This window comes from Zoogloea sp. JDB1, from assembly GCF_056724025.1.
On the sequence record NZ_CM161496.1, the window covers coordinates 3,298,554 to 3,312,271 of the forward strand.

The following is a 13,718-nucleotide window of genomic DNA, read 5'->3' on the forward strand; positions in this document are numbered from 1 at the left end:
TGTGAGCCAATGCACAAGAAGCCGAGGGTTTGAACTTGCGCAGACAGCGGCCGCAAGGTGAATACGGGTAGTTTAGAAATCGTTACTTTCGAGACGGTCGAGTCAGCGCCTGCTTCGTTCAAGCCAGTAAAGCAGGCAGGCATGGAGCCGGGCTGGGTCCACCGGCTTGGAGAGAAAGTCGTTCATGCCCCCTGCGAGGCAGCGTTCCCGGTCTTCACGGAAGGCGTTGGCGGTAAGGGCGATGATTGGTGTGTCGTGGTATTCGGGGAGCTGGCGGATCAGATGGCAGGCGGCGAGGCCGTCCATCACGGGCATCTGCATATCGAGCAGGATCAGTGCGTAGGGTGCCCGCTGGGCGAATGCCACCGCCTCAGCGCCGTTGTTGGCGGTGTCGACGGCCAGGCCGGCGTCGGTGAGCATTTCGCCAGCAACGAGTTGATTCACCTGCTCGTCCTCCGCCAGGAGAATTTTCGCTCCGGCGTGGCGGGTGCGCAGGGCGTCCAGGGCGTTCTCCAAGTCAATCTCGTCCGCCGGGAATAGCGCCGTGTGGCTGCTGCCTAGGCGGGCGGTGAACCAGAAGGTACTGCCGCCGCCCGCGGTGCTCGACACGCCGGTCTCTCCGCCCATCAGCCGGGCAAGGTGGCGGTTGATGGCGAGCCCGAGGCCAGTGCCGCCGTACCTGCGCGTCGTCGAACCATCGGCTTGTTCGAAGGCGTTGAACAGGCGAGCCTGCTGTTCCGGCGTCAGTCCGATGCCGGTGTCGCTGACTGAGAAGCGCAGTAACACCTGGCCATCACGCTCTTCTTCGCGTCGGACAGTGAGCTGCACATGGCCGCGTTCGGTGAACTTGATGGCGTTGCTGAGGTAGTTGAGCAGCATCTGGGTGAGCCGGGTCACGTCGCCATGCAGGATTTCGGGCAGCGGGTCGATGTTGACGCGGTAGTCGAGGCCCTTGGCGCGCGCCTTCTCGCCGATCTGGCTGGACACGGAAGCCAGGAGGTCGGCCAGGCGGAAGCCCACCTGTTCGATGACGAGCTTGCCGGCTTCGACCTTCGATAAGTCGAGGATGTCGTTGATGATCTCCAGCAAGTGGGCGGCGGCATGGCCGACACGGTCCAGCAGTTCGTGCTGGCGAGGGCTGGCGGGTTTCTTCCGGAGGATGTGGGTGAGCCCGACGATCGCGTTCATGGGTGTGCGGATTTCGTGGCTCATCGTCGCCAGGAAGGTGCTCTTGGCCTGGTTGGCGGCTTCCGCCTGGACGCTGCGGCGTTCGAGCTGGCGGTTGAGCTCCGCGATCTGGCTTGTCCGCTCCTCCACCAACTCCTGCAGGTGATGGCGATGGCGGTCCAGTTCGGTGACAAGGCGCTTGTGTTCGTTGATGTCGGTGTGGGTCCCGGACATGGTCAGTGGCTGTCCCGCCGCGTCGCGCTCCACGACCTTCCCGCGGGACAGGATCCAGTGCCATTCGCCGCTCTTGGTGAGGCAGCGTAGCTCCGCTTCGTGGCGCGGTCGAAGTCCTTGCAGGTGCGCTTCGATAGAGCGCGCATTGGCGGCCAGGTCGTCGGGGTGGACGTAGCGGGGCCAGTTTTTCTCGCTGAGATCGAGTTCGCCCGGTGTGTAGCCAAGCATGGTCTCGAACCGGTCGCTCACATCGAACACATGGGTCTGCAGGTTCCAGTCCCAGAAGCCTTGATCGGAGCCTTCGATGACCCGTTCGTAGCGGGCGCGGGCGGCTTGTTCCAGTTGTTCTGCCTGATGCCGGGCGCGCATCGACAGATAGGCAAGACTGATGATGCCGGTGATGAAAAGCAGGGCAGCGGCGGTGGCCAGCTGGAAGTTGCGTTCAAAACGTGCCGCGAGCAGGCGTCCGCGCTCGCGTATCACGCCGTCCACGTGGGTAGCCTGGCGTTCAAGGTCGTGGTATGCGATCAGCATGCCGACTTCGCGCTGGGGCTCGCGGCTGCCTCGGTGGCGCCAATCGGTGAGCAGGGCTTCGAGATGCTGGACCTTGCGGTGCAGTTCGTCGGCTAGCGTCGGTGCCCGGGTTTCCAGGTCCGATACCGTTGCGGCCAGTGAGCTTGCAGCCTGGCGCAGCAGCGCGAGTCCCTGCTCGCTGCGGAAAGGGGAGCCGTCGGCGTCGCCCAGGCTGGCGTAGAGAAAGCCCTTGGCCAGTTCGGTACGGGCCCGCCGGACGCTTTCCAGGCGCCGGTTCACATCGGCGAGATCCCGTTGCTGCTCAGCGTAAAGCCAGACGAGGGCGGTGGCGATCAGCACTGCCACGGACATCGTGACGGCCAGCAGAAGGTGGGGGCGGCGGGTGAGACGGGTGCGCAGGGTTCTCACCGGGAGAGCACCTCCCGGGTTCGGACGGTGCCGGGAAGTTCTCCGTCGTCAAATCCGAGAGCCGCGATCAGTGCCCGGTGTTCGGGGCTGCCGATGTAGCCGGTCTGCGTGGCGTTCCAGGCCGCTAGCAGGCGGGTGTCGTCCTTGCGGAAGGCAAAGGCGCCGTAGCCGGCCAGCCCTGGCAGCATGTCCGGCTGGGAGAACGGCGTGGCTATCTCGGTGCGACCAAGTTCGCGCTGCAGGGCCAGCCAGCGCAGGGAGGGCAGGGACAGGGCGAAGCCTTGGACTGCGCCGGTTTCGACGGCGATTCGGCCGGTCCGGGCATCCGGTACGCGCGTGAGCTGTGCAGGGTCGCGAACCAGCACGCCGAGCTGGGCCTCTTCGATGGAGCCGGACAAGACGGCGATCTTCACCAGCGTGTTGTGGACGGCATCGGCATACGAGTGCAGTGCATGGGGATTGCCGGGATTGACCAGCAGCCCTTCGCTAACATGAAAGGTTGGCTCGGAAAAGGAGACGCGGCGGGCGCGCTCCGGCGTAATGAACATGCCAGCGGCGATCACGTCGATGCGGCCATCCTCGAGTTCGGGGATCAGCTCGGAGAACTCGGCGAGGCGCCATTCGATATGCGGGATGCCGAGCCGGGCGACGATTCGACGGGCGACCTCGGGGGATTCGCCGGTCACGTCGCCGTTGGCCGGCAGATAAGCGTAGGGGGCTTCGATGGCGTAGCCGATTCGGATCACGCCGGGTTCGCGCAGCCCGAGGGGCGAGTCCGGATGCTCCGGGTAGGGCCATATGGCGACGGCAAGGCCGAGTACGAGCGCAGCCGTCAGCAGTAGCCCAACAAAGGAAGCCCGGTTCATCGGCACGGATTCAGGGAGTCTCGATCAGTGGCTAATTTAGCCCATATCCACGTAGCGCTCGTGGCTCAACCGTGAGTCGGTCGTGATCTCTGTCCTCGCTGTCGTCTTCGGCGTTGCAGCGGGCGATCGCGGCCAGCGCGGCACCGACCCGCAACAGCGCGCCCTGGCGGCGGAGGTAGGCGTTCTGGACCCGGTAGGCGAGTGCCTCATGGCGCAGGGTGTCTTCGCAACGGACGAAGAGGTCGGGGCCGTAGCGCCGGAACTGCAGGACATGGACGAATTCGTGCAGGAGGTACGAATGGTCGGCGGGCTGGCTGAGGTCCAGGCGGGCGTCGATCAGGATGCGGTAGCGGGGAATGTCGAAATAGGCAGCGATGCCGACGCATTCGGCTGGCCGTTCGGGGCAGACCTGCTGATGCAGGTCTGCCGGGGCCAGCCGGATGATCGGTGGCAGGTCTTCCGGTGCCTGGGCCGGCAGACCGCTGACGGATGAGGCGAAGGCCAGCAGCCAGGCGATGAGTTCCGTATCCATGACGTCGCTCCCAGAGGGCGGGGGCCCTTCGGGAGGTGGACTGTGGTGCCACGGATCGGTTTCGCTGGGATGATCGTCGGCCCGGCGGGGGGCTTTCCGCTATGCGGCGTCCGGCCAGACCAGCGTGCGCAGTTCGGCGCCGATGCGTTCGCCGCGTCCCCAGGCCGTGGTGGCTTCGATGAACAGGCGGGCATCCGCCGGGTCGTTGACCAGCACGTCGTATTCGGCGAAGAAGCTGCCGTCGGCGTTGATGATCAGGCTGCCCTTGCGTCCGGCCCCGTCGGCCGGCCAGGTGCCGATCAGCGCGGCTTCCCCGGTATAGGGGTCGTCGCGCAGGCTGTAGGCGGCCCGCGCCGGATCAATGTCCGGCGCGGGAAGGCCGTGGCGCTCCACCTCCTGGGCGAGACGGGCGCAGATCCGTTCGAGCAGCGGGCGCTCCAGCGCCAGCCGCTCGTCCGTACTGCCGCTCACGGCCTGGCCGGTGCTCACAGCGAGGCCGGCGAGTGGGTGTGACAGTCCTTCGGACAGACCCGGCCACAGGAGCCGCAGCCGATGCAGTCCATCGCGTCAGCGATGGCCATGACCATCGTGTTGTCGTCGTCGCCCTCGTCGTCATCGTCGAACTCCCGTTCGACGAGCTCGAAGACGTTGCGCGGACAGACCTTGTAGCAGCGGCCGCAGCCGATGCAGGTTTCCTGGTTGAGGTCGGTGACGAAGGTCGGGGTGTAGGCTTTGCCGCCCCGGGTCAAGCCGGTAATCGTTTCCATGATCGTGCCTTGATTATTGCGTAGTGCTGCTTACTGACCGCCGGCGGCGGCCAGCTTGCGGTTGGCCTCGGCCCATGCCTGGCAGGCCTCGTAGGTGGATTTGGCTATGCCGGGGATTTCTTCGTAGGCAGCCGGCAGGCGGTCTTCCACCAGATCGTGCATCTGCGATGCCCATTCGGAGGCGATGCGCTTGAGCTTGCGCACCTCCTTGTCGAGGGCCTTGATCTCGTCTTCCGTCATGGTGCTCACCTTACAGACCGGCGACTTCCGGGTACTTGCCGACGATGGCGAGGGCCACGGACAACAGCTTGTCGGCCTCGTCCTTCATCTTGCCGATGCTGTCGAAGCCGAAGCGATGCACGTCGCGCAGGGTGCGGTCGAGGACGATCAGCTTGCCCACCGAGATCAGCGCGCGGCCGAAGCCTTCGTGGGTGATGTTGATGATCGAGCTGGCCATCAGGCCGCTTTCCTTCTCGATGAGCACCGCCAGGCCGTTGTAGAAGGCCTTCACGCGGGACAGGATGACCTCGTCCGGATCGCCGATCACCGGGATCTCGCGACGTTGGTCCTTGGTGACGATGAACGGAGCGAGCACGCGCTCGTTCGGCCAGCCGTCGTAGGTGCCATAGGAGTCAAGCGCGCGCATCTGCTTGACCATTTCTTTGACGTAATCGGAACTCCACAGGCCTTCGTCAGCGGTGGCGGTAGTCATTGTTGTCACTCCTTGGATAAAGCGGCTTGAAAATAGATCGGCAGGGCGGAGCCCTGGGACGGCGCGGTATTGGCGATGGCGAGGATGTGCACCCCGCTCGGGATGCGGGCGGCGGCGAGGCGGGCGCCGACGAAGCCGGACAGGGCGCCGAGCAGCGCGCCGAGGGCTTCGCCGCTGCTGCCGAACAGGCCGTGGGCGAGCGCCATGCCGGCGATCATCCCGACCGTCGGCAGCCCGTAGGCGACACCAACGGCGGTGGTCATGGATTCGGAACTGACGGACAGGTCGACGATGTCGCCGGCCTTGGCGCTCACCGTGTTGGCGAGACGCAGCACCATGCGACCGTGGACACCCTGCTTGCCTTCCTTCGGAACGCCGCAGGCGCTGGCGGTGCCGCAGCTGGAGCAGCCGCTACCGCCAGCCTCGACTTCGGCCCATTCGGCGTTTGCCGCGATGACGCGGCCTTGTTCGATGATCATTCGCTCCACCCTTCCTCTTCCATGTCGGCAAAGCGCTCGGCAGCCTTCGGCGTGCCGCGGTTGACCGCCTTGGCCAGCCAGCCGGTGGGGCCTTCCTTGAGTTCGCCCTGCAGCATGGCGATGACGGAGTCGATGGTGGTGCCGTTTTCGACCTTGACCGGCTGCACACCCTTGGAGAGCAGGCGCTGAATCGCGGAGGCGCCGACGGCTTCGCTGAACACTGCGGAGCAGCCGTCGAGGAGGGCGATCTTGGCGTCCAGCTTGCCTTCGTGGCCGTCCATCGCGGTTTCGATGAACTGGGCCACTTCGATGAGGCGCGAGCTGTCGAGACCGATCTCGTGGATGGCGAAGGCGCTGGCGGCACCGAAATGCTGATCGATGACCAACCGGTCACTGCTGGCGAAGGCGACGCGTAGCTGCATGGCTGATTCCTCAGTGGATTGGGAGACCACCAGCCGCAGTCGCCGGGGTGGCCGGGCCGAGCTCGGCGAAGGCTTCTGCGGGCCGGAAGATGGACCGGTACGGGGCGATGAGGTGGTGTTCTTCATGATGTTCGAGCAGCAGGTTGGCGAGGTCGAACAAGGCTTGCCGGCTACCGCGGTAGCCGATCCAGGTGCGGGTGTAGCCACCCACGAGGTCGTACTGGGGGAAACCGATGCGCAGGATCGGCACGCCGAGGCGCTCGGCGCTGGAAACCGCGTGGGAGTTGCCGATGACGAGCTGGCACTGCCCTTCGCGGCCGGCGATCTCCAGGTCTTCCAGGTCGCCGATGTGTACCTTTTCGGCCGGCACGTCGTCGAGGGACGGGGCGCGGACCGGCGCGATGGCGGCGACGATTTCCGAGCCGACCGACTTGAGGAACTGGCTCATGCCGAGCAGCAGGTCGGGGTCGGCGGCGATTGCAATGCGCGCCATGCCGAGCATGAAGTGGCAATCGACGAGGGCATCCTGGTACTGGGCGCGCTGGCGCTCGATGCGTTCCGGCACCGGATGGCCGGACACTTCTGCCAGCACGCCGATCAGGCGGTCGTTGGCGTCCAGGCCCATCAGATGGTCGAAGCGGTAGTCAGGCACGCCGGTGCGCTCGGCCAGCACGTCGGCGGCAGCGTCCAGCGAGCGGCCGATGACGATCGTCGCGGCGGCTTCTCCGAGCGTCGCGAATTCGCTGACCGGCGTGCCGCCAAGTGTCAGCGGCGTGTAGTCCTCGGGCATCAGGTGGCCGTCGAGGGAATCGCCCACGTCGGGCACCATGACCGGCCGCAGGCCAAAGGCTTCGATGAGTTCCTTCAGCGCCTCGGTGTCGCCGGGTGTCAGGGATGCGTGCGGAACCACATTGATCTGCCGCGGGCGCAGGCCGACGCGCGTACGGTCTTCCGGAACCAGGGCTTCGAACATGCCTTTGACGGCCAGCGCGTAGCCGGTTTCCAGGCAGCCGGTGAAGTCCGGCGTATTGACCGGGATCACCGCCACGTGGGCGTATTCCGGGTACTGGCGGTAGAAGTCCTTGACCAGCCGGGCGATGTCGGTGCCCTGGGTTTCCGACAGGCCGGTGGTTGGCAGGCCGATCATCGCGGGTTTCTGCTTGGCGCAGATGGTGGCGAGGCCCTGGATCACGTTGTCGTCTGCGCCCATCACGCTGCTGGCCTGGTCCATTGCTGTGGTCTGCAGCGGGATCGGTTCGCGGAAGTGGCGTACGAAGTAGACTTTGGCGAAGGCTGTGCAGCCCTGGCTGCCGTGCAGCATCGGAATGGCGTGATGGATGCCCAGGAAGGCCAGGGCGGCGCCGGTCGGCGAACTGGCCTTGAGGGGACTCACCGACATGGCCTTGCTGCGTTTGATGATCTCGCTCATGGCTGCGTCCTCAGGCGGCGGCGTGGTGGTGATCGTGCACGTCGTCCATGTCGAAGCCGTCATCGAGGGGCATCGGCAAGTCGTCGGCGTCCAGCGGCAGTTCAGGGGCGGCAGGGCGCAGCGCGGCCCACGGTGCGGTGCTGCGGGCCTGCGTCCAGACCGGGGATTCGAGGGTCAGGGCGAGCTGCTTCACCAGTTCGAGCATGCCGGTGTAGCCGGCGTAGCCGAATTCCCGTTCCTGGTTGATGTCGAGGAAGGGCAGGCGGGCCTTGAGGGCGGTGTAAAGGTTGCGGCCACCGGCGATCAGGATGTCGGCGCGCAGTTCCTTGACCATGTTGAGCAGTGCGCGCGGCGAACCGTCCTCGACCATCTTGGCCTCCGGGCCCATCAGTTCGCGGATGCGCGCCTTGTCTTCCTCGGTGGATTTCTTGGTGGCGGTGGCGACGACCACCAGGCCGAGATCCTGAAGCGCGGAGACAATGGACCAGCTCTTCACGCCGCCGGTGTTCAGCAGCACCCGCTTGCCTTCGAGGCGCGCGCGCCAGGGCTTGAGAGCGGCGAAGATCTTGGCTTCTTCGCGGGCGATGAGGGCTTCGGTGCGCTCGGTGAGGTCGGGGTCGCCGATCAGGCGGGCGAAGTCGCGCAGGGCCTGGGTGGTGTCGGTGATGCCGTAGAAGCTACCCTCGAACCACGGTGTGCCGAAGCGGTCCTCGAGCTTGCGGGCAACGTTGAGCATCGCCTTGGAGCACACCATCATGTTGACTTCGGCCCGGTGCATGGCCTGCACTTCATGGAAGCGGCCATCGCCGGACAGGGTGCAGATCACACGGATGCCCAGTTCGTCGAGCAGCGGGGCGATGAACCAGAACTCGCCGGCAATGTTGTACTCGCCGATGAGGTTCACGTTGTGAATCTTGATGCCGCGCTTCTCGGCGTATTCGACGGCAGCGGCCGGCGGCGGCAGGGGCTCGGCGGTGCCGGCCACGTACTTGACCATCGCCTCGCCGGCGATGCGGTTGCCGAGGTTCTTGGTGCCGTAGAAGCCGGCGGAGTCGACCGGCACGACCGGCGTGCCCCAGCGTTCGGTCGCAGCCTTGCAGACGGCGTCGATGTCGTCGCCGACCAGGGCAGGCACACAGGTGTTGTAGACGAAGACGGCTTTCGGGTTGTGGGTCTCGATGGCCTGCTTGATCGAGTGGAACAGTCGTTTTTCGCTGCGGCCCATGATCACGTCCTGCTCGGTGAGGTCGGTGGTCATGCCGATGCGGTACAGCGTGGGGCCGGTGGAGCGGGTGCCCCGGTTGTCCCAGGAGCTGCCGGCACAGGCGATCGGGCCGTGGACGATGTGGGCCACGTCGGCGATCGGCAGCAGCGCGATCTGGGCACCGTCGAAGGCGCAGCCACCGGCGGAGGCACCCGGCGTCGGCTTGGAACAGCCGGATTTCGCCTTCTTATTGTGGGTGCAGGCGGGTTCGTCGAGAAGGACTGCTACTTCAGATGGTTTCACCGCGAATCTCCCGGTTGGTCTCGAGTATCGATCCGCAAGCTCCGTGCCATCTGAGGGCGAGCGCTAAGGCATTGAAATTACAGTGGTGTGGCGGAATGTTGTAGGTAAGGGCTTGTGACGAACCCTACAAGCATCGCGGTGCATTGTCAGGGGCTCCACAATGGCCGCGCGCCATGCCGAAGGAATGCGGTAATACGCCTTGCCTTTTAAGTACAAAAACATTCGACGTCCGCGGAATGCCTTGCTATTGTGTGAGGGCGGACTGTCTCTCGTGGCCGCCATTCTTTTCGAAATGGAGCGCGTCAATTGGGTACTAAGCTTTACGTGGGCAATCTGGCCTACACAGTGGATAAGAGTCGTCTGGAAGAGATTTTTCACGAGTTCGGCACCGTGGCTTCGGCCCAGGTGATCATGGATCGTGAAACCGGCCGCTCCAAGGGGTTTGGCTTTGTCGAGATGGGTTCCGATGACGAGGCCCAGGCAGCGATCGCAGGCGCCAATGGTAAAAATTACGATGGACGCAACCTCACGGTGAATGAGGCTCGCCCGCAGGAGCCGCGTAGCGGTTTCGGCGGACCCCGTCGGGGTCCGGGGGGCGGAGGCGGTGGTGGCGGTTTCGGAGGCGGCGGTGGCCGACGAGGTCCGGGCGGTGGCTCTGGCTTTGGCGGTGGCGGCGGACGTTACTGAACCGTATTTCGAACAGGCATTTTTTCATGCCGGGTTTCCCGCCCGAGCGTCATATGGCGGGCGGGAAGCTTTTTGCGAAGCGCCTAAGAAGCGTATGGCGCTGTACGCGTTTGGTCTGTGCTGCGAGCAAGTCTCCGATAGAGTCTTTTCTTCTATCGGAGACAGCTTTCAGGCGGATTCGAAATGTTCCAGCATCAGCTGGACGTTCGCGGCACCGTTATATTCGTTGACTGCCAGCCGGAAGGCCGCGTGGATCTGTGGCCCCGCCGATGTTGTGCAGTTGAACTGGATGGCGTCGATCCGTGTGTTGCCCTTGCGCAACTGGAGCTTGAGGTGCTTGTCCTTCAGGATGCGCTGGTTCTCGACGCGGAAGGTGTCGTCGAAGACTGGGGCGGCAAAGCCTTGGCCCCAGATTTCCCGTTCCAGTAACCTCGCCGTTTCCAGGTTGTAGAGGCTGTCTTCCAGTGCGCCGTCGGTTTCCAGGCTGCGGGTCAGATCGGCCGGGTCGATCAGCGATTGCACGACTGACTCGAAAACTCTTTCGAAACGTTCCAAGTCTGCTTCACGGATGGTGAGGCCGGCGGCCATGGCGTGTCCGCCGAACTTCAAGACCAGGTCCGGCGCCTGCTTGGTTACTAGGTCAAGGGCGTCGCGCAGGTGCAGGCCTGGAATCGAACGCCCGGAGCCTTTCAGCTGTCCTTCGTCGCCGCGGGCAAAAGCCACCGTGGGGCGATGGAACTTCTCCTTGATGCGCCCGGCCAGGATGCCGATGACGCCTTGGTGCCATTCGGGCTGGAACAGCGTCAGCGTGGCTCGGCTGCCAGGGTCGATTCCATCCAGTTCGAGCATCGCACCTTCCTGCATTTCTGCTTCGATGCTGCGCCGTTCCCGGTTGAGGCGGTCGAGTTCCTGGGCGATGTTGAGGGCGCGTCCCATGTCATCGGTGATCAGACATTCGATGCCGAGGGACATGTCGGCCAGTCGGCCGGCGGCGTTGAGGCGTGGGCCCAGCGCAAAGCCCATGTCGAAGGTGGTGGCGCGGGTCGTATCGCGCCCGGCGGCGGCGAAAAGGGCACGGATACCCGGCTGCATGCGGTCTGCGCGCATGCGCTGCAGGCCCTGGGACACCAGGATGCGGTTGTTGTGGTCGAGCTTGACCACGTCGGCGACGGTGCCGAGGGCCACCAGGTCGAGCAACTCGGCCAGATTCGGCTCCGTCCGCCCTTCGAAGAAGCCCCGGTCGCGCAGTTCGGCGCGCAGTGCCAACATCGTGTAGAACATGACGCCGACGCCGGCCAGAGCCTTGCTTGGAAACGGGCAGCCGGGCTGGTTGGGGTTCACGATCACGTCGGCCTCGGGCAGCGTGTCGCCTGGCAGGTGATGGTCGGTGATCACCGTGGCAATGCCGTGCTCCCGGGCCGCAGCGACGCCTTCCACACTGGCGATGCCATTGTCCACGGTGATCAGCAGGTCGGGCTCCATCTTGGCCGCCAGCTCGACGATGGCGGGCGTCAGCCCGTAGCCATATTCGAAGCGGTTGGGCACCAAGTAGCCGACTTCGGCGCCGAAAGCGCGCAGTGCGCGGATGCCGACGGCACAGGCGGTGGCGCCGTCGCAGTCGTAGTCGGCGACGATGAGCATGCGGGCGCCGGCTTCGATGGCGTCGGCGAGGATCTGGGCCGCGTCCTGAACACCTTTTAGCTGCTGGGGCGGAATCAGGGCCTTGAGGCTGTAGTCCAGCTCTTCCCGGTTCTCGATGCCGCGGGCTGCGTAGATGCGGGCGAGCAGCGGATGGGTGCCGGCCTCCAGCAGGTGTGTGATCGCGCGGGTGGGAACGGAGCGGGGAAGAATACGGGTCATGGCGTTTGGGTGGCGGGTTGAGGGGCGGCGGCGAGCACGCCGCCAAGCTTGCGTGGCTTGCGCCAGAACTTCCAGAGTCCGCTGGAGCCGATGTCGAGTTGCAGGGTGTAGCGGTCGTTGGGCACGCTGATGCGGACTGCGTCCAGCTTGCGTGCCTTGAGGTCGGCCAGCAGCGGGGCGAGCCAGTCGGCCTCCAGTGCTTGCAGAGCTTGGCGCCAGCCTTCCCGATCCAGGTGGATAAAGGGGCGCTGGAGGTCGTCGACAAGCGCCAGGCCCTTGCCGGCCGGACGGCGATAGCGGTCGGCTGCAGCGGGGCTCAGGCCCATGTGGCAGGCGAGGCCGCGGGCGAAGGGTTGGTCGGCCTGCAGCGTGGCGAATGTTTGGGATGCAGAGGTGGTCGTTGCGCCGCTACCCCACAGCCAGATGCCATTTATGGTGCGTTGGCCGCGTTCTTCCCGCGCCGCATTGACCGGGTGGCTGAACAGCCAGACTTCCAGTTCGTTGGACAGGCGCGCCCAGCGCGGGACGTCCTCGCCTTCGGGGAGGAAGAGCTGCACTGGGCGGCCATTGACGTCCGCAAGGGGGTGGAACACGGGCTGCGGCTCTGCAGTTAGGCGAATGTACCAGCGGTCTGGAGCCGGTGCTTCGAAGTGCCCGATGTCGGCGAAGGTCTTGTTCAGCCCATCCATCAGCGCATCGGCCTCCTCGCGTGTGATGTCGAGTCCGCCTGCGTCGTTGAGCAGTAGCGTGTCGCGGGAGAAGTGCAGGTGAACCGGGTCACAGCAGAGCCAGTGGCCGTCGGTCGGCGTTGGCGTGCCTTCACCCAGGCGGCGGAAGCGCGCATGGGGCAGGCGATCCGGTAGCCCGAAACGTTCAGTCAATATGATTTCCGGCGTGCTGCGCGGCATCCAGGCAGCCTCTGCGAAGCCAAGCAGCTTGGACAGGGCGGGGAGTGCCAGATCGTCGGCAGGGTGATGGCCGGGCCCGGTGGGCCAGTCCAGTCCGGGCAGGATCAACTCGAAGTGCATCGGAACATTTGTTGAAAGCGGGCCGGGGCATCGGGAGGACGATGCCGCAGGTTCCGCCGTGTAGCCGCGGAAGGCGGCAAGCGCGGCGGGAGTCCAAAAACGCAAAGCCGGGCGCGAGGCCCGGCTCTCGGAGAGCTAAGAGTGCCTTATTTCTTCTTTTTCGTCGACTTGGACTTGGTCGTCGTTGCGTCGTTGCTGCCGCCCTGCACGCCGAGCTGGCCGCCAGTGCCGAGGCCACCCTTGACCTCTTGAGCCTTGTAGTTCTTTACGGCCTTGACGACGTTGTTGTAGGCGTCGGTGAAGGCGGCAACGATGACCTTGCCTTCCGCGGTATTGGTGTAGCCGCCGAGGCCACCGCCCAGGCCGCCGCCGAACAGGGCGCCCATGCCGCCGAAGTCCATGTTGCGGGCACTGCCTTCGGCCGCCACGAGCTGAACGCTGGAACGATTGTCCACCATCGTCAGCATGGTGCTGGCTTCCTTGACGTTGATGCTGCCGACGACCGCACCGAGCACGCCGCCACCGATGCCGCCCAAGCCACCGGTCATGCCGCCCGCGTTGTTGTTGCTGAAGGTGATGGATGGGCTCATGGAGTAGTCGGCAGACGCCATCTGGCCCTTACCGAAATTGGAATTGGAACGCAGCTCGCCGGATTGCTGCAGAGCACGCTCCTGCATCATATTGTTCATCGCGCGGCCGCGTTCGACCACCACGAAGCAGTTCGACTGCTGGATCAGCAGCTTGAGGACGGGGACGGTCGAGCCGAGCTTCATCTGCCCGGTGAGCACGCCGTACCACGGGGCTCCGGTGTCTTCCACCACGGCGATCGTACCGAGGGGTGCCGTACACTTCTCGAGGGTGGAATTGGCATTCTGGGAATTGGCGCCGCCAGCCGAGCCGGTGGCGGTAGTCTTGGCTTCCTGCGAGCCCATTTGCATGTTGGCACAGCCCGATAGGGCCAGCAGCCCGGCGAGAACGGCAAATTTGTGACGATATCCTGCCGAGGTTGAAAGGGCTTTCATGATTTCCCCTGAAGTTTTGATTGGTTGAAAACAGGTGCTGAACGTTTTTGTCGTTTCTGCCGAG

15 protein-coding genes are annotated in these 13,718 nt (G+C 65.0%); 1 reads left to right on the forward strand and 14 read right to left on the reverse strand.

The annotated features are described in order from the left end of the window. Positions 1–102: 102 nt before the first annotated feature. From AC1PPK_RS14840 to nifE, 11 genes are all read right to left on the reverse strand, one after another. Positions 103–2,343, reverse strand: a complete 2,241-nt coding sequence (locus tag AC1PPK_RS14840; RefSeq protein ID WP_481113818.1) for a hybrid sensor histidine kinase/response regulator — start codon at positions 2,341–2,343, stop codon at positions 103–105. Then, positions 2,340–3,209, reverse strand: a complete 870-nt coding sequence (locus tag AC1PPK_RS14845) for a transporter substrate-binding domain-containing protein (RefSeq protein ID WP_481113819.1) — start codon at positions 3,207–3,209, stop codon at positions 2,340–2,342. The genes AC1PPK_RS14840 and AC1PPK_RS14845 overlap by 4 nt, the downstream gene beginning before the upstream one ends. A 31-nt stretch (positions 3,210–3,240) precedes the next feature. Further along, positions 3,241–3,741, reverse strand: coding sequence for a hypothetical protein (locus tag AC1PPK_RS14850; RefSeq protein WP_481113820.1), 501 nt, complete (start codon positions 3,739–3,741; stop codon positions 3,241–3,243). Positions 3,742–3,840: 99 nt separating this feature from the next. Beyond that, positions 3,841–4,212, reverse strand: coding sequence for a hypothetical protein (locus tag AC1PPK_RS14855; protein WP_481113821.1), 372 nt, complete (start codon positions 4,210–4,212; stop codon positions 3,841–3,843). A 14-nt stretch (positions 4,213–4,226) separates the two neighbouring features. Further along, positions 4,227–4,508 (reverse strand): ferredoxin III, nif-specific, encoded by a 282-nt coding sequence (gene fdxB, locus AC1PPK_RS14860; RefSeq protein WP_481113822.1) that lies wholly within the window; start codon positions 4,506–4,508, stop codon positions 4,227–4,229. A 30-nt stretch (positions 4,509–4,538) separates the two neighbouring features. Next, positions 4,539–4,748, reverse strand: a complete 210-nt coding sequence (locus AC1PPK_RS14865; protein ID WP_481113823.1) for a CCE_0567 family metalloprotein — start codon at positions 4,746–4,748, stop codon at positions 4,539–4,541. A 10-nt stretch (positions 4,749–4,758) separates the two neighbouring features. Beyond that, positions 4,759–5,220: a NifX-associated nitrogen fixation protein gene (locus AC1PPK_RS14870; protein WP_079436707.1), complete on the reverse strand. Its 462-nt coding sequence runs from the start codon at positions 5,218–5,220 to the stop codon at positions 4,759–4,761. A 5-nt stretch (positions 5,221–5,225) separates the two neighbouring features. Next, complete coding sequence (locus AC1PPK_RS14875) at positions 5,226–5,699, reverse strand: SoxR reducing system RseC family protein (RefSeq protein ID WP_481113824.1); 474 nt, start codon at positions 5,697–5,699, stop codon at positions 5,226–5,228. Beyond that, a complete protein-coding gene (locus AC1PPK_RS14880; protein WP_481113825.1) occupies positions 5,696–6,121 on the reverse strand; it encodes a NifB/NifX family molybdenum-iron cluster-binding protein in 426 nt (141 codons plus the stop codon). The genes AC1PPK_RS14875 and AC1PPK_RS14880 overlap by 4 nt, the downstream gene beginning before the upstream one ends. Before the next feature lie 10 nt (positions 6,122–6,131). Then, on the reverse strand, positions 6,132–7,550 hold the full coding sequence (gene nifN, locus AC1PPK_RS14885; protein ID WP_481113826.1) for a nitrogenase iron-molybdenum cofactor biosynthesis protein NifN: 1,419 nt from the start codon (positions 7,548–7,550) through the stop codon (positions 6,132–6,134). Positions 7,551–7,560: 10 nt separating this feature from the next. Further along, complete coding sequence (nifE, locus tag AC1PPK_RS14890) at positions 7,561–9,057, reverse strand: nitrogenase iron-molybdenum cofactor biosynthesis protein NifE (RefSeq protein WP_481113827.1); 1,497 nt, start codon at positions 9,055–9,057, stop codon at positions 7,561–7,563. Positions 9,058–9,363: 306 nt separating this feature from the next. On the opposite strand from nifE, the gene AC1PPK_RS14895 reads away from it, so the two are divergent. Further along, the gene (locus AC1PPK_RS14895) at positions 9,364–9,744 is read left to right on the forward strand and encodes an RNA recognition motif domain-containing protein (protein WP_481113828.1); all 381 of its coding nucleotides are present in this window, start codon (positions 9,364–9,366) and stop codon (positions 9,742–9,744) included. Between the two features lie 168 nt (positions 9,745–9,912). Here AC1PPK_RS14895 and recJ read toward each other — a convergent pair whose 3' ends face one another. The 3 genes from recJ to AC1PPK_RS14910 form a co-directional block, all read right to left on the reverse strand. After that, positions 9,913–11,604 carry a single-stranded-DNA-specific exonuclease RecJ gene (recJ, locus tag AC1PPK_RS14900; RefSeq protein ID WP_481113829.1) on the reverse strand — a complete coding sequence of 564 codons (1,692 nt, stop codon included), beginning with the start codon at positions 11,602–11,604 and terminating at the stop codon, positions 9,913–9,915. Then, on the reverse strand, positions 11,601–12,632 hold the full coding sequence (locus AC1PPK_RS14905; protein WP_481113830.1) for a hypothetical protein: 1,032 nt from the start codon (positions 12,630–12,632) through the stop codon (positions 11,601–11,603). The genes recJ and AC1PPK_RS14905 overlap by 4 nt, the downstream gene beginning before the upstream one ends. Before the next feature lie 146 nt (positions 12,633–12,778). Continuing rightward, entirely contained in the window at positions 12,779–13,654 is an 876-nt protein-coding gene (locus AC1PPK_RS14910) for a peptidoglycan-binding protein (protein ID WP_481113831.1), read from the reverse strand. Positions 13,655–13,718 lie beyond the last annotated feature (64 nt).

What these genes read in the sequence shown, in the direction of transcription:
- AC1PPK_RS14880 (WP_481113825.1), bottom strand. Translation starts at nt 6,121, where the DNA reads ATGCAGCTACGCGTCGCCTTCGCCAGCAGTGACCGGTTGGTCATCGAT.
- AC1PPK_RS14850 (WP_481113820.1), bottom strand. Translation starts at nt 3,741, where the DNA reads ATGGATACGGAACTCATCGCCTGGCTGCTGGCCTTCGCCTCATCCGTC.
- fdxB (WP_481113822.1), bottom strand. Translation starts at nt 4,508, where the DNA reads ATGGAAACGATTACCGGCTTGACCCGGGGCGGCAAAGCCTACACCCCG.
- AC1PPK_RS14845 (WP_481113819.1), bottom strand. Translation starts at nt 3,209, where the DNA reads ATGAACCGGGCTTCCTTTGTTGGGCTACTGCTGACGGCTGCGCTCGTA.
- recJ (WP_481113829.1), bottom strand. Translation starts at nt 11,604, where the DNA reads ATGACCCGTATTCTTCCCCGCTCCGTTCCCACCCGCGCGATCACACAC.
- AC1PPK_RS14910 (WP_481113831.1), bottom strand. Translation starts at nt 13,654, where the DNA reads ATGAAAGCCCTTTCAACCTCGGCAGGATATCGTCACAAATTTGCCGTT.
- AC1PPK_RS14870 (WP_079436707.1), bottom strand. Translation starts at nt 5,220, where the DNA reads ATGACTACCGCCACCGCTGACGAAGGCCTGTGGAGTTCCGATTACGTC.
- AC1PPK_RS14865 (WP_481113823.1), bottom strand. Translation starts at nt 4,748, where the DNA reads ATGACGGAAGACGAGATCAAGGCCCTCGACAAGGAGGTGCGCAAGCTC.
- AC1PPK_RS14905 (WP_481113830.1), bottom strand. Translation starts at nt 12,632, where the DNA reads ATGCACTTCGAGTTGATCCTGCCCGGACTGGACTGGCCCACCGGGCCC.
- AC1PPK_RS14875 (WP_481113824.1), bottom strand. Translation starts at nt 5,699, where the DNA reads ATGATCATCGAACAAGGCCGCGTCATCGCGGCAAACGCCGAATGGGCC.
- nifN (WP_481113826.1), bottom strand. Translation starts at nt 7,550, where the DNA reads ATGAGCGAGATCATCAAACGCAGCAAGGCCATGTCGGTGAGTCCCCTC.